General features: G+C 65.1%; 13 protein-coding genes. 5 read left to right on the top strand and 8 right to left on the bottom strand.

Annotated features, from left to right (window positions below):
* Positions 1-52: 52 nt before the first annotated feature.
* The 6 genes from PCA10_RS15085 to PCA10_RS15060 all read right to left on the bottom strand — a co-directional run bounded on the left by PCA10_RS15085 (position 53) and on the right by PCA10_RS15060 (position 6,517).
* Positions 53-1,279, bottom strand: coding sequence for an aromatic amino acid transport family protein (locus tag PCA10_RS15085; RefSeq protein WP_051148039.1), 1,227 nt, complete (start codon positions 1,277-1,279; stop codon positions 53-55).
* 51 nt (positions 1,280-1,330) lie between these two features.
* A complete protein-coding gene (locus tag PCA10_RS15080) occupies positions 1,331-1,678 on the bottom strand; it encodes a cupin domain-containing protein (protein WP_016492924.1) in 348 nt (115 codons plus the stop codon).
* A gap of 10 nt (positions 1,679-1,688) precedes the next feature.
* A complete protein-coding gene (locus tag PCA10_RS15075; RefSeq protein ID WP_041770290.1) occupies positions 1,689-3,095 on the bottom strand; it encodes an NAD(P)/FAD-dependent oxidoreductase in 1,407 nt (468 codons plus the stop codon).
* 134 nt (positions 3,096-3,229) lie between these two features.
* Complete coding sequence (locus tag PCA10_RS15070; RefSeq protein ID WP_016492922.1) at positions 3,230-3,805, bottom strand: SCO family protein; 576 nt, start codon at positions 3,803-3,805, stop codon at positions 3,230-3,232.
* Entirely contained in the window at positions 3,805-4,956 is a 1,152-nt protein-coding gene (locus PCA10_RS15065) for a hypothetical protein (protein ID WP_016492921.1), read from the bottom strand. The genes PCA10_RS15070 and PCA10_RS15065 overlap by 1 nt, the downstream gene beginning before the upstream one ends.
* A 16-nt stretch (positions 4,957-4,972) precedes the next feature.
* A complete protein-coding gene (locus tag PCA10_RS15060) occupies positions 4,973-6,517 on the bottom strand; it encodes a multicopper oxidase family protein (protein ID WP_016492920.1) in 1,545 nt (514 codons plus the stop codon).
* 466 nt (positions 6,518-6,983) lie between these two features.
* Between PCA10_RS15060 and PCA10_RS15055 the strand changes: the two genes are divergently transcribed.
* From PCA10_RS15055 to PCA10_RS15040, 4 genes are read left to right on the top strand one after another with little or no spacing between them, the layout of a single operon-like run.
* A complete protein-coding gene (locus tag PCA10_RS15055) occupies positions 6,984-7,448 on the top strand; it encodes an HvfA family oxazolone/thioamide-modified RiPP metallophore (RefSeq protein ID WP_016492918.1) in 465 nt (154 codons plus the stop codon).
* 55 nt (positions 7,449-7,503) lie between these two features.
* Positions 7,504-8,352: an HvfB family MNIO-type RiPP peptide maturase gene (locus tag PCA10_RS15050; RefSeq protein WP_016492917.1), complete on the top strand. Its 849-nt coding sequence runs from the start codon at positions 7,504-7,506 to the stop codon at positions 8,350-8,352.
* Positions 8,345-9,091: an HvfC family RiPP maturation protein gene (locus PCA10_RS15045; RefSeq protein WP_016492916.1), complete on the top strand. Its 747-nt coding sequence runs from the start codon at positions 8,345-8,347 to the stop codon at positions 9,089-9,091. The genes PCA10_RS15050 and PCA10_RS15045 overlap by 8 nt, the downstream gene beginning before the upstream one ends.
* 59 nt (positions 9,092-9,150) lie before the next feature.
* Entirely contained in the window at positions 9,151-9,573 is a 423-nt protein-coding gene (locus PCA10_RS15040; RefSeq protein ID WP_016492915.1) for an organic hydroperoxide resistance protein, read from the top strand.
* Between the two features lie 925 nt (positions 9,574-10,498).
* On the opposite strand, the gene PCA10_RS15035 is transcribed toward PCA10_RS15040, so the two are convergent.
* Positions 10,499-11,230: an SDR family NAD(P)-dependent oxidoreductase gene (locus PCA10_RS15035; protein ID WP_016492914.1), complete on the bottom strand. Its 732-nt coding sequence runs from the start codon at positions 11,228-11,230 to the stop codon at positions 10,499-10,501.
* Between the two features lie 143 nt (positions 11,231-11,373).
* Here PCA10_RS15035 and PCA10_RS15030 point away from each other — a divergent pair, with 143 nt between their 5' ends.
* On the top strand, positions 11,374-12,294 hold the full coding sequence (locus tag PCA10_RS15030) for a LysR family transcriptional regulator (protein ID WP_016492913.1): 921 nt from the start codon (positions 11,374-11,376) through the stop codon (positions 12,292-12,294).
* An 8-nt stretch (positions 12,295-12,302) separates the two neighbouring features.
* Here PCA10_RS15030 and PCA10_RS15025 read toward each other — a convergent pair whose 3' ends face one another.
* Entirely contained in the window at positions 12,303-12,554 is a 252-nt protein-coding gene (locus tag PCA10_RS15025; protein ID WP_016492912.1) for a hypothetical protein, read from the bottom strand.
* Between the last annotated feature and the right edge of the window lie 649 nt (positions 12,555-13,203).

Below are 13,203 nucleotides of genomic sequence, written 5' to 3'. Positions count from 1 at the left end.
CCGTGTCGGGCCCTGGGGATGCCGGGTGGACACCCGGCATCCCGACTGCGGGTTACCAACTGCTCGGCAGTAGCCCCAGCAAGGACGCGATCGCGTAGACGCCGCTGGCGGCGAACATCAGTACGATGGCGCCCTGTACCAGCGGATGGGCGTACCAGCCGCAGCTGAACTCCGGGGTGCGGTCACCACGGCGGCGCGCCGCGTTGAGCAGGAGTATCGGGATGATGCCCATCAGGACGCCGCCGAAGGTCCCGGCGAAGTACAGGGCGTCGACGAAGTTGGCCAGGCCCGAGTAGGCCAGCAGGAAGGGCGGCACGGAGACCACCGCCAGCACCGCCAGGCGCCGGCGGCGGTTGTCGTCGCTGCCCAGGCGGAAGTGGTCGAAGATGTTGCTGAACAGACTGCCACCCAGGCCCCAGTAAGAGGTCAGCATGGCCAGCAGGGCAAAGGTGTTGGCGACGTAGTAGGCCCACGAACCAAGGGACTTGCCCCAGCTCAGGGTGGCCACTTCGCTGAGGTTCTCGGTACCCACGAGGGCAATCACCGAGGCGGGAATCGCCGCCACCAGCACGAAGGTCAGCAGCATGCCGATCACGATCAGCCGCGGCAGTCGCCGGGGCGTGGTCAGGTTGCCACGCACCAGCTCCGGCACCAGGAACTGGGCGCCGAAGACGAATACCGCCAGGTTGAACACCGGCACCACGTATTGCCACTGGCTCTGCCAGAGGTTGGCGATGCGGGTGTCGTCGTGGATCAGGGTGGCGCCGATCAGCAGGCAGACGATGGCCACCATGCCCGCGCTGATGAACTTCTCACCCACGCCCAGGGCCTTGAGGCCGAGGTAGAGCACCAGCGCCGAGGGCACGAAGAAGATCAGGCTGCCCATCTCCCGGCTGAGGCCGTACTGGCCGAAGAAGTCCGACATGATGTTGCCGCTGCCGGTCATGTAGGCAACCAGGGCGCCGTAGCCGTTGGCCGCGATGGCGATGAAGATCAGCCATCCGCCCAGCGGGCCGAGATAGCGGCGGGACAATCCGCTCAGCTGCTTGTTGCCACGGGTCCGCAGGCAGGCTTCGGCCACGTAGAGCATCGTGATGATGCAGAAGAGGCAGGTCAGGGCCAGGCAGGCCAGAAGGGGGATGTAGCCGACTTTCCGTGCTGCGAACGCCATGCTCAGCACACCGGCGCCGATGTTGGTGCCGATGATGATGGCGAGCGACTCGAGGGAGCCCAATGCATGGGCCTTGAGCCCGGACTCTGCCTCGAATTTTTCCGTCATACCCACGTATTGTTTCCTCTCTTGTCTGGGCTTGGGTGAATGTCCTCGGGCTCAGCCGAGGATCAGGTAGGTCTTGCGTACGGCCTGGCGAATGGTCCAGGTGCCCTGGGTGTTGGCGGTGAAGTACAGGGCGTCGCCCGCGCGAAACTCGATGGTTTCCCCGTCATCGGGGGTGAAGCTGCCTTCGCCGCTGACGATGTAGCTGTACTCGGCTTCCATCACCTGCCGGCGGAACTGGCCGGGGCTGCATTCCCAGACACCGGTGCTGCCCTTGCCGTCTGGCACGTTACGGTGTCCGGCAGTGCAGGCATGGGCCACGGGCTGCCCGAGCGGGGCGCCCACCGGGGTCGGGGCGGTAAAGCTGGAGTCGTCGTCCAGGCGGATACGTTCGAGGGGCATGTCGGGTTCCTCAGGATTTGTCTTCGAGTCCGGCGGGCGCGAAGCGCGCGAGCATCCGGTCCAGTGCTGCCGGCGTGGCGCCGGCCAGTTCCGCGCGTTCCTTGCGGATCACCGCGTTGCGCACCATGGAGCCGCCGATGTAGCGCAGCGGTTCCGGGGGGAAGCGCCGGCACTGGCGTTCCACCAGGGGGCAGCGGCTCCACTGGTCGTCGCGGCCCAGGGCGAGGCTGGCGAGGATGCGTCCACCCAGGCGGCTCGGGCCCACGCCGTTGCCGCTCCAGCCGATGCCGTAGTGGATGTTGGCCTGGCCGCCCAGGCGGCCGAAGATAGGCAGGCTGTCGTAGGTCCGGTCGATGGGGCCGGACCAGCGATGGGTCAGGCCCACGTCGCCGAGCATGGGGTAGGTGCGGCGCAGGTCCGCTTCGGTGAGCAGCAGGCTGGCCGGGTCTTCGCTGAATACCTGGCCGATGCGCGAACCGTAGGCGATGGCGCCGGTGCCCTTGCCGAAGGCGATGCGCCCGTCACGGGTAGTGCGGTAGTAGTCCACCATCAGTTGCGAATCGGTGATGGCTTCGCCGCCGCTCCAGCCAGCCTCGGCCAGGCGCTCGGGCACGGCCTCGGTGACCACGATGGAGCTGTTCACCGGCACCATCAGCTGGGCCAGTTCCGGCAGCGCGGCGGCCCAGGCATTGGTGGTCAGTACCAGGTTGGTGGCCTCGACCTGGCCCTGGGCGGTGGTGACCCGGACCGGCTCGCCGGGGCTGATCCCGGTCACGCCGGAGTGCTCGTGGATTTCCACGCCACGGGCCAGCGCAACCCGACGCATGCCCCGCGCCAGCAGTGCCGGCTGTACCGTGGCGTTGCTGCGCTCGAACACACCGGCCAGGTGCACGGACGAGCCGGTGCGCCGTGCCACTTCCGCGGCGTCGAGGCGCTCGAAGGGTTGCACGCCCAGGCGCTCGCAGGCAGCCAGGGTGCCGTTCCAGGTGTCGACATGCTGGGGTGTGGTGGCCGTCCACAGCCAGCCGCTCTGGCGGAAGTGCGCGTCGATGCCGTGCTCGGCGCAGAACTCGCCGAGCTCGTAAATCGCACGCTCGGCGCTGTCGCCGAGGAAGCGTGCCTGGCGCTCGTCGCAGAAGCTGCGCAGGGTGCCGATCTTCGGCCACCAGGACATCACGAAGCCGCCGTTGCGCCCGGAGGCGCCGCCGCCGCAGACATCTTGTTCGAGGAGCATGACGCGGGCGTCCGGCTCCAGCTGTTTCAGGGTCATGGCCGTCCAGAGGCCGACGAAACCGCCGCCGACTATCAGCACATCGACCTGGTGCCTGCCCTTCAGCGGAGGCGAAACGGCGGCTTTGGACGCAGGCGAGTCCATCCAGTAACTGGGTTTCAGGGGAGGGGTGAGCGTTAGTTTCATTGTGAGGCCCCGGTTCATGGAATCTTGGAGCCACAGTGTCGAGGCCCGGGGCGGGTGCCACAATTCAGCGTGATTAGGAAAACAGATGACCTGTTCGTACTTTCGTATGAAGCGTCGCGAAGGCACTGGCGCGGCTAGAGCGCGCCGAGCCGCTGCCCATGGTCCAGCTTGCCGGTGATGCGCTGGATGATCTGCGCTTCGTCCATGCCCCTGCCAAAGTGGTCCAGGTAGCGGCCCTGGCTATCGAGCAGAAAGAGGAAGGTCGAGTGCTCCAGCATGTAGTCGCCGGCATCGCCGAAGGGCACTTTCTTGTAGTAGACGTGGTACAGGTCGGCGAGCTTGGCGATGTTCTCCTGGGGGCCGGTGAGGCCGACGAAATCCTTGCCGTAGTAGGCCATGTAGCCCTTCAGTCGGTCGGGTGTGTCGCGCTGCGGGTCGAGGGTGACGAAGATCGGCCGCAGCTCTATGGCCGTGGATTCGCGCACGGCCTTGGCCAGCTTGGCCATGCGTGCGAGGTCCGTGGGGCAGATGTCGGGGCAGCTGGTGAAGCCGAAGTAGAGCAGGGCGGGTTTGCCCAGGTAGGTCTGCTCGTTAACCGCCTGGCCATCCTGGTCGATCAGGCTGAATGGCCCGCCGATGTCATCGCGGGCCAGGGCCGCCTGGCTGCCGGCGACCGCCAGGCACAGGCTCAGCAATAGAGACCGAAGCATCAGTAACCTCCCGAGTAGGTGATGGCGAGGCCGAGGATGTTGTCGTTCTCTCCATCCTGCTTTTGCGTGCCGGCCGAAACGCCGATGCTGAGCTGGCCGGTCAGGGCGTAGGTGACGCTCAGCTCGTTGAGGTAGTCGTGGGTATCGCCACCGCCGGTGTCGTTGGGGCGGCGCTTGTCGGTGCGGGTCAGGCCGAAGGCCCAGAGCCCGTAGTCGAGGGTCAGCGAGGTGGTCAGGTAGCGCGTGTCGTTGCCCGGAATGGCGCCCTCGTTGTCGACGTCGGCGTACTCGATGAAGGGCACCACATCGAGGTATTGGCCGCTCAAGGTGGTGTCCAGGTCGGTGGAACGGGGCACGGCGTAGATGTAGCGCAGCGATGCCAGGTTGACGACCTCGTCGTCCGCGCTGCCATCCACCCCGTCGAAATCGCCACCCTGGTTGCGCATCTGTCCGGCCTGCAGCTCCAGGAAGGGCAGCGCCGGGATCGCCAGCCAGTTCACAGCCACCGCGTAGGAATTGATCTTGCCGTTGTTGGCCGGGCCGCCGTCGTTGCGGTCCACCTGCTGGCCGGATTGGAAATACGGACGGCTGAGCACGCTGGTGTCCTGGCGGTAGAGCGTGAGGTCGGTCTCGATGACTCCCAGCTGGTCGCCGAAGAAGCGGTAGGCGAAGGTGCCGCCGAGCATGCCGTCCAGGTCGTAGACGGCGACGAAATCACTGGTGTAGAGGCCCGGCGCCGCATCCTGGGCACGGCCGATGGGCACCTGCACCAGGCCCAGACTGAAGCTGTAGCGGCTGCTCTGGTAGTCGTAGGCGAGCTCGTTGACCTGCAAGCCGACATCTTCGAAAAAGCGGTCCTCGCCGTCGTTCGGCGGGTTGATCGGGTTGAGCTCGGTGGTCAGGTGGATCTGTGAATCGGTGCTGAAGCGCAGGTAGAAGGTGGCGTTGATGTCCGGGTAGCCGTCCGTGGTGGTGCGCGAGGTACCCGGTGTCGAATGGTCGGCGCGGGTGAAGTCGTACTGGAAGGTGGCGTCGTAATCCATCCCGACATTGGGGTACTGGCCGCTGTCGGCGCTGGCCGGGCCGGCGTTGAGCAAGGCACCAAGCAACGGCGCCCCCAGGAACAGGGGGGAAGAGCGAAAGAGAGTCATGTCGGTATCTCCGGCGCTAGCGGCTGATCTGATCGGTCGTCTTCGACGCCTCTCGACCCGTGTTGCGCAGGTAGGCGCAGGTTTCGTTGTTGCCGTAGAGCCCCCCAAGTGGGGCGAGCTTGACCGCCTGCTCGTAGTCTTCCGGCTTCACCACCTGGATCGCCTGCATCATGCCGCCGTCCTCGTGTTCGAGGATGTGGCAGTGGTAGACGAACTTGCCGAGCATCACCGGGTCGCGGAAGGGGATGCGGATGGTGATCGAGCCGGTGGCGGGGATGAACACGTTGTCGCGGTAGCCGGTGAAGGGCACCGGCACGCCATTGATCTTGGTGACCTGGAAGTCGGTCTGGTGGATGTGGAACTGATGCAGCTCCTGGGACGGGTTGTTCAGCGTCCACTCTTCCAGGTCACCGAGCTTCACCGTGGTATCGACCCGGTCCAGCTCGAAGCGCGCACCGTTGATGAGGAAGGTGTTGGGTTCGGTGGCCGAGTCCTGGAAGGCGAAGGAGCGCTGGTTGGCCACGGGTTCCTTGGAGAAGTCCTCGGACTGCGGGTAGGTGGCGATGGTCGGCGTCGCCACCGAGGCGCCGGCCGAACGCAGGATCGCCAGCTGCTCGCCCCGGTAGGAGTCGCCCGCTGGGCCAGTGTTGCCGGAGCCCAGCTCGATGGGATGGTCCCCCGGCGCGGGGCCGACCACCAGCACGCTGAAGCGCGCGGACGGGCCGATCAGCAATTCGTCGGTGACCACCTCCTGGTTCACCGTATTGCCGTCACGGGAGAGCACCTGCATGTTCTGGCCGTTGATGCGGATGCGGAAGTACTGGTTGGCGGCGATGTTGAGGAAGTGCCAGAGCTGCATCTCCCCCGGCTTGATGTCGATCACCGGCAGGGCCTGGCCGTTGATGGTGCGGATCGACGGCGCGCTGGTGATGATCTCGCTGGCGACCTTGCCGGTGAGGGTTTTCTGGAAGTTGCGCAGGACCAGCACGCGCTCCTGGATGCCCTTCAGCTCGGGAAAGGGGTCGAGCATGCCGTCCACCAGGATCGGCCCGGCGATGCCCGCCGTCACCTGGCGCTCGGCGCCGCCGTGGAAGTGGCTGTGGTACCAGTACGCGCCAGGATGGTGGGCGGCCGGGATGGCGAAGTGGTACTGGCCTTTCTGGTGGGGCTGGGTTTCGCGGAAGATGCTGTCGCCGCCGTCCAGGGGTGTCACCGTCATGCCGTGGAAGTGCAGGTTGGTGAGCTCGTCCATGCGGTTGTCGAGGGTCAGGTCCAGCGCGCCACCCGCTCGCAGGCGCAACAGGGGCGAGTTGTAGTTGCCGTTGAACACCAGGGAGATATAGCGATCGTTGCCGATCATGACCGACTGCTCGGTGGCGGTCAGGGTCGCCTTGGTCACGCCGCTGGCGTCGTAGCTGAACTCCGGCGGCGCGGCCAGCGTGGGGGAGGGCGTTTGCGCCGCCGCCTGGCCGGAGCAGACCGCAAGGCCTGCAAGGAGCAAAACCGCGAGTCCATGCCTGGAGTCCAGGCGGCCATTGAGCGAGCAGCGCGGGTTGACCATGGGCATAGCTCCTTCGCGAGCATTTGAGTGCGACCTGGGCAACTGCAAACTCGAATGGAGCTTATGCGTCGGTACCGGCTTCGGTAGTAGCGAGGATGTCGTCTGGCGGAGCAGGGCTCAAACACCAGGCGAAGATGAATCCAGCGTAGATGATAACTGTCGCAATGTTACGAATCTTTTCGGGGCGGGAAGCGCATGGACTCGAATGCCGAATGACCGCGACACGAGTGAGCAACGCCGCCACGGACGGCGTACCCAAGGTTTCGGACGTATCGCTCTGTATCCGGCCTTCCCCCTCCCGCCATTCGCTTACAAATGCCACTGCTCACGGATACGCCACGGATACACGCCTGGGGCGAAATAGCCACACCCGAACGAGGTCAGCCCCGGCGCCTCGTTCCAGGGTTCCAGCGCCCCCGTGGCCCACTCGTGCGGCTTGCCGCGCCCCGTATCCGGAGAAGACCCCATGTCCCGTTCCCCCATCCAGAACAAAACCCGTATCGGCCTGCTCGCTGTCGCCCTGGTGGGCGGCATCAACCTGGCCTCCAGCGCCTTCGCGGTAGAAGCCTTGCCCCAGGGCTACCAACTGGCCGCCGCCGACAAGGCCGGCGAGGGCAAGTGTGGCGAAGGCAAGTGCGGCGCCAGCGAAGCCAGCGGCAAGACCACCCAGACCGAAGGCAAGTGCGGTGAGGGCAAATGCGGCGATGCTTCGTTCGCCCGCACCGATACCGACGACGACGCCCGTGTCTCGCTGAAGGAACTGCTGGCCGTGGCACCCCAGGGCGGCGAGGAATTCAAGGCGATGGACAGCAACAGCGATGGCTACCTGTCCGAGGGCGAGGTCTACAGGTTCCGCACCAACCAGTACATCGAAAACGGCAAGAAAGTGCCCACCGAGCTGTTCACCAAGCTGAGCCAGGCGAAGAACTGATCGGACTCCCCCCTCCCTGAGCCAGGGAGGGGGTCATACCCGCTGGAGACTGCCCATGACCGCTGCTTCGTTCCCACAGGGCGCAGGCCTTGGCCTGCGTCGCGCGTTGCTGCCCGAATTGCTGGCGATGGAGGCCGGTGCCGTGGACTTCCTGGAATGCACCCCCGACAACTGGATCAAGGTGGGCGGGCGCCATGGCGAGGGCCTGGCGCAGTTGGCCGAGCGTCATCGGCTGAGCTGCCATGGCCTGTCGCTGTCACTGGGCGGGCCGGCGCCGCTCGACCTTGAGCTGCTGCGGAACACCCGCGAGTTCCTCGACCGGCACAAGGTCGCCTTCTTCAGCGAGCACCTGAGCTACTGCTCCGACGACGGGCAACTCTACGACCTGCTGCCGCTGCCCTTCACCGACGAAGCCGTACGCCATGTCGCCGCGCGCATCCGCCAGGCACAGGACGTCCTGGGGCGGCGCATCGCGGTGGAGAACATTTCCTACTACGCCGCGCCCTACCAGGCATTGCAGGAGATCGACTTTCTTCGTGCGGTGCTCGAAGAGGCCGACTGCGACCTGCTGCTGGACGTCAACAACCTCTTCGTCAACTCGATCAACCACGGCTATGACGCCGCCGCCTACCTCGCCGCGCTGCCGGTGGATCGCGTGGTGTACATGCACGTGGCCGGCCATTACGACGAAGCCCCGGACCTGAAGATCGATACCCACGGCGCCAGGGTGAAGGACGCTGTCTGGTCCTTGCTGGAGCAGGCCTACCAGCGCTTCGGTGCGCTGCCGACCCTGCTGGAGCGCGACTTCAATTTCCCGCCCCTGGCGGAACTGCTGGGTGAGGTCGAGCAGATCCGCGCGCGGCAACTGGCCGCCAGCCCGTGGCCGGAGGTTCGCCATGGATAAGGTCCTGCATGAACAATTGATGAGTCTGGCGCGCCATGTGCGTGATCCGGGCCATAACCCACCGCCGCCCGGCATCGAGGCGCGGCGCCTGGCGGTCTACCGGCAGCTGTTCTTCGGCAATGTGCAGTCGTTGCTGACGGGGGGCTTCCCGGTGATGAGCGCCAGCCTCGGGGCCCGGCAATGGCGGGCGCTGATCGAGGTCTTCTACGCCCGGTACCGTTGCCGGACGCCGCTGTTCACCGAAATCGCCCTGGAGTTCGTCGAGTTTCTCGAAACCGCTGACGCCGCGCCACCGGACCTGCCGCCCTGGGCCGTGGAACTGGCCCATTACGAGTGGGTGGAGACCGCGCTGCTACTCAGCGACCAACAGGAGCCAGCCCATGATCCGGAGGGCGACCTGCTGGGCGGGGTACCCGTGCTGTCCGGTCTGGCGTGGCCGCTGGGCTACCAGTGGCCGGTGAGCGACCTGGGCCCCGGCCACCTGCCAACGCAAGCGCCCACCGAGCCGACCCTGCTGCTGGCGCGCCGCGGCGCGGACAACCAGGTGCACTTCTCGCGCCTGGCACCCCTGGCCCACGGGCTGCTCGCGTCCCTGCAGGCCCACGACCGCACCGGGCGCCAGCACCTGGCGGCACTGGCCGAAGCCATTGGCGTAGACCACCAGGCCATCCTGCCCCAGGGCCTGGCCCTGCTGGAAAACCTGCGCGCCCAGGGCGTGGTGCTGGGCACCCGCCGCTGAGCCGCAAACCCTCGCCGGTACCCACCGGCGCAATCCCTGTTGTCCAAGGAAACCTCGCAATGACCGCAATGCTGGAAAAGACCCTGTACACCGGCAAGACCCGCACCACCGGCGGCCGCGACGGCCAAGGCACATCTTCCGACGGCGAACTGGCGGTGCGCCTGAGCCCACCCGGCTCGGGTCGTCCGGGCAGCAACCCCGAACAATTGCTGGGCGTCGGCTGGTCGGCCTGCTTCATCGGGGCCATGCGTCGCGCCGGCCAGCAACTGGCCATCGACCTGCCGGACGACGTGGCCGTGGCCGCCGAGATCGCCTTGGGCAGTACCGCCGACGGTGGTTTCGCCCTGGCGGCGAAGCTCACCGTGGAACTGCCGGGGCTGGCCGGCGATGACAAGGCCCGGCTGGTGGAGGCGGCGCATCAGCTGTGCCCGTACTCCAAGGCCACTCGCGGGAATATCGAGGTGACCTTCGTTATTCCCTGAGGCTTTGCGAACAGCGTTGAGTGCTGCGGACGAGTCTTCAGCCGAGCTGCTTTGCGCGTGGGCTGCGGGTTTTTGTTTCGCCTTCCCAGGCGAGTCCCTTTTGGCAGTCGCCCCAAAAGGAACCAAAAGGGCTTGCCCCACCATCCGGGTTTGGCTGCGCCAAACTCCCCTCCCTGCATCGTCGCTCCGGGGGCACGGCGCGAAGGGCCATCCATGGCCCTGCGCGCCTCTCGCGGCATCCATGCCGCTCGTCCCCCTCCACAACGATTCCGCTCGGCCTCCTGAAGGGACGGTTTGCGCGGCGTCATCTTCTCTGCCCTATTTCAGACCTGATCAGGCATCAGTAACGTAGGATGGGTTGAGCGAAGCGATACCCATGCGGTTCGTTGGAGCTGGTAGGTGTCACAGGTGCACGCCTGACTATCCAGGGTTGCTGAGCCGTCAGGATTGTCCTGATTCTTTTGTGGGGGCGAATTCATTCGCTAACCGGACCGCAGGTTCGGCCTTCGCTATCGATTGGGGCAACTGCGTTGCCCTTCGCGAATGAATTCGCCCCCACAGATGCAGAACACCGCGCTTCGGCGTCCCGCAATCCGTAGGATGGGTAGAGCCTGCGAAACCCATCGCACCACACCGCATGAGTTTCCCTTCGCTCGCGGCACACCGCTCGGCCGATCCCGCAAGCTGATGCCCAATCATTGCCTGACCCTGTGTAGAAGAAGTGGGGCAGCGACGTAGGATGGGTTGAGCGAAGCGATACCCATGCGGTTCGTTGGAGCTGGTGGGTATCAAAGGCGCACGGAACGCTACCCTGACCATCCGGGGTTGCCGGGGTCTTCAGGATTGTCCCGACTATTTATGGTGTCGTGCTCGCTCCAGCCATGAAAAAGGGAGGCCAGGCCTCCCTTTTTTTCCGCTCAAGCGCTTACCACTTACCGGTACTCATCCCGCCATCCACCGCCAGGACCATGCCCGTGGTGAAACCGGCCTTGGCCAGGTACAGCACCGCATCGGCGATTTCCTCGACTGTTCCGACCCGGCCGGACGGCGCCAGGTTGTTCAGGAACTCACGGGCGGCCGGGTCGTGCATGGGGGTGTCGATGATGCCGGGGGCCACGGCGTTCACCTGGATGTTGTCCCGGGACAGTTCCAGCGCCAGGGCGCGGGTCAGCTGGTTGATGCCGCCCTTGATCAGCACCGGCAGGGCCGCGGGCACATCGATGTTGGGCTGGAGCGCCACCGCCGCCGAGATGTTCACGATATGTCCGCCGCCTTGCTGCTTCATGTGGGCGACCGCCGCCTGGGAGGTGTAGACCACGCCCTTGAGGTTGGTGTCCAGCAGGGATTCCAGGTCCTCCGGGCTGTAGTCGACGAAGGGCTTGGGCAGGAAGAAACCGGCGTTGTTGACCAGCACCTCGACACTGCCGAAGGCTTCGACGGCGGCGGCCAGGAGCTTGCGCGCGCTGGCCGGGTCGGCCACGTCGCCGGCCACGCCGACGAAGTTGTGCGGATTGCCCAGGCTGGCGGCGGCTTCCTGCAACCGCTCGACGGAGCGGGCGCTGCCGACCACGTTGTAGCCGTTGTCGAGGAAGGCCTTGGCCAGGCCCAGGCCGATACCGCTGGATGCGCCGGTGATGATGACGGTTTGCTTGCTCATGATGGGTTCCTCACAGGAAGGGTTGGTGGCTTCTGTCAGCGGGTCGGGGGAGGTTTGCCGCTGGTGAGGAGGACTATATTTGTGCCTATCCTGAGGATAAATCCGAGCTCCGACACATCAATTGATACCCGGTGTAATGAATCATGAAGCGTCACTTTGACGATATCCAACTGGGCAGCATCGAACTCTTCTGCCTGGCCGCGGAAGAGGGCAGCTTCACCGCGGCGGCGCTGTCGGCGGGGGTCACCCCGGCGGCGGTGAGCCGGTCGATCTCACGGCTGGAGGAACGCCTGGGCACCCGCCTGTTCGTGCGCACCACCCGCAGCATCCGCCTCACCGAAGGCGGGCGCTCCTACTTCGAGCAATGCCGCCAGGCGCTGACCCAGTTGGTCGAAGCCGAGCGCGAAGTCATGGGCAAGCAACTCGAACCCAGCGGCGAGCTGCGCATCAGCATTCCGACTACCTATGGCCACTACCGCATCCTGCCGCTGCTGTCGCGCTTCAGGGCGCGTCATCCGGGGGTGCGGATCGATATCCACCTGAGCAACCGCAACATCGATTTCGTCGGTGAAGGCTACGACCTGGCGATCCGCGTGCGTGCCCAACCCGACTCGACCCTGATCGCGCGGCATCTCGAAGATGCGCGGCTGGTGGTGGTGGCCACGCAGGAGTACCTGGCCCGCGCGGGCACGCCGCAGACCCTGGACGATCTCGAACAGCACGACTGCATCCAGTACGAGCTGCCCAGCAGCGGGCGGCGGATTTCCTGGTTGTTCAATGAAGGCGGCAAGGAGCGGGAGATTCTCGCCGCCGGCAACTACTGCTGCTCCGACGACGTGCTGGGTGGGGTGACCCTGGCCAAGCATGGCGCGGGCCTGTTCCAGACCTACCGCTTCATTGTCGAGAAGGAACTGGAGGAGGGCAGCCTGGTGGAAGTGCTGCCGGCATTCGCCGGGCGCTCCCGCCCCTTTACCTTGCTGTACCCCCACGGCCGTCATGTGCCGTTGCGCCTGCGGGCCTTCATCGACTTCCTGATGGAGTGCAAGCGGGAGTGGCGTGTCTGAGCGGCCCTTCAGGCGCGCCGGTCGTTAGGGCGGGGGAGTTTTTTCACGGGTGTCGAATGGCTGCCGCATCGATGTTCGAAAAACCGCTGGTACTCATCGATCGCCGCCAGCTCAACGGCGCAAATACGCTGGAACTCCAGGACCTGATCCGCCGACCAGGGCACCATCGCTCGCTCCAGAAACGCCACCATGGCGATATGGGCCGCCGAGACGTTCAGCGAGAGGCGGCGCAGTTCCGCCCAGAGGAAAGGATTGTTCATTGAACACTCCGGATACGTCATTCGATGGGTCGACGTACATCCAACAGCACTAGCCCAGGCCGTCAGGTCATGCTCGGGAAATCAGCGCAATTACGACCAAAGTCTGATAGGTCGAGCTGTCTGACGCACGCAAAGGTCATGCCTGAATCCCGTGACGGACAGGGCGGAAATCGAGGGGCGCGCCAGGGATTGAAACTTCATGGGAAATAAGCAGATACAACTAAGGCCAGCGTCGGACTAACGGCCATGAACCCCCACTTCTGGTTTAAAAAATACCCAGTTTCGGGGCCACCATGGGGACGCCGAAATGTTCTTCCATTGCGGGTTGATACAGGGGAGTGGGGGAAGTTCGCCCCGTGTTCGGGGATTGCGTGAATTCAATATCGGTAAACTGGATAAGTTTGAATGTCCTTTGTTTTCAATGAGATAAGTTCTTCGTAGTTGTTCCGCTGGAATGTGACAGTCTCTTGACCGTTACAGGCGCCGGTATTTAATGAGCACGACGCCAGCTCCCGGCCACCCAGCAGTCCACCATCAGCCCGTTCGGGAAAGTCAAAGGCGTCAGGGAGGAGCCTTGAAACTGGTCCGTTCGAGCGGGGTGCAAAGGAAGTCGCCGTATGGTCGGCGCCTTTGCCCCCTCACCCATGGT

Source organism: Pseudomonas resinovorans NBRC 106553 (genome assembly GCF_000412695.1).
Lineage (GTDB): Bacteria > Pseudomonadota > Gammaproteobacteria > Pseudomonadales > Pseudomonadaceae > Metapseudomonas > Metapseudomonas resinovorans_A.
The sequence above is the reverse complement of the archived record's forward strand: the minus strand, read 5'-3'. Positions and strand labels throughout refer to the sequence as shown.

Coding starts and splice junctions, on each gene's coding strand:
- PCA10_RS15050 (WP_016492917.1), top strand. CDS start 7,504: ATGACCGCTGCTTCGTTCCCACAGGGCGCAGGCCTTGGCCTGCGTCGC.
- PCA10_RS15035 (WP_016492914.1), bottom strand. CDS start 11,230: ATGAGCAAGCAAACCGTCATCATCACCGGCGCATCCAGCGGTATCGGC.
- PCA10_RS15030 (WP_016492913.1), top strand. CDS start 11,374: ATGAAGCGTCACTTTGACGATATCCAACTGGGCAGCATCGAACTCTTC.
- PCA10_RS15040 (WP_016492915.1), top strand. CDS start 9,151: ATGACCGCAATGCTGGAAAAGACCCTGTACACCGGCAAGACCCGCACC.
- PCA10_RS15080 (WP_016492924.1), bottom strand. CDS start 1,678: ATGCCCCTCGAACGTATCCGCCTGGACGACGACTCCAGCTTTACCGCC.
- PCA10_RS15065 (WP_016492921.1), bottom strand. CDS start 4,956: ATGACTCTCTTTCGCTCTTCCCCCCTGTTCCTGGGGGCGCCGTTGCTT.
- PCA10_RS15055 (WP_016492918.1), top strand. CDS start 6,984: ATGTCCCGTTCCCCCATCCAGAACAAAACCCGTATCGGCCTGCTCGCT.
- PCA10_RS15025 (WP_016492912.1), bottom strand. CDS start 12,554: ATGAACAATCCTTTCCTCTGGGCGGAACTGCGCCGCCTCTCGCTGAAC.
- PCA10_RS15085 (WP_051148039.1), bottom strand. CDS start 1,279: ATGACGGAAAAATTCGAGGCAGAGTCCGGGCTCAAGGCCCATGCATTG.
- PCA10_RS15060 (WP_016492920.1), bottom strand. CDS start 6,517: ATGGTCAACCCGCGCTGCTCGCTCAATGGCCGCCTGGACTCCAGGCAT.
- PCA10_RS15045 (WP_016492916.1), top strand. CDS start 8,345: ATGGATAAGGTCCTGCATGAACAATTGATGAGTCTGGCGCGCCATGTG.
- PCA10_RS15075 (WP_041770290.1), bottom strand. CDS start 3,095: ATGAAACTAACGCTCACCCCTCCCCTGAAACCCAGTTACTGGATGGAC.
- PCA10_RS15070 (WP_016492922.1), bottom strand. CDS start 3,805: ATGCTTCGGTCTCTATTGCTGAGCCTGTGCCTGGCGGTCGCCGGCAGC.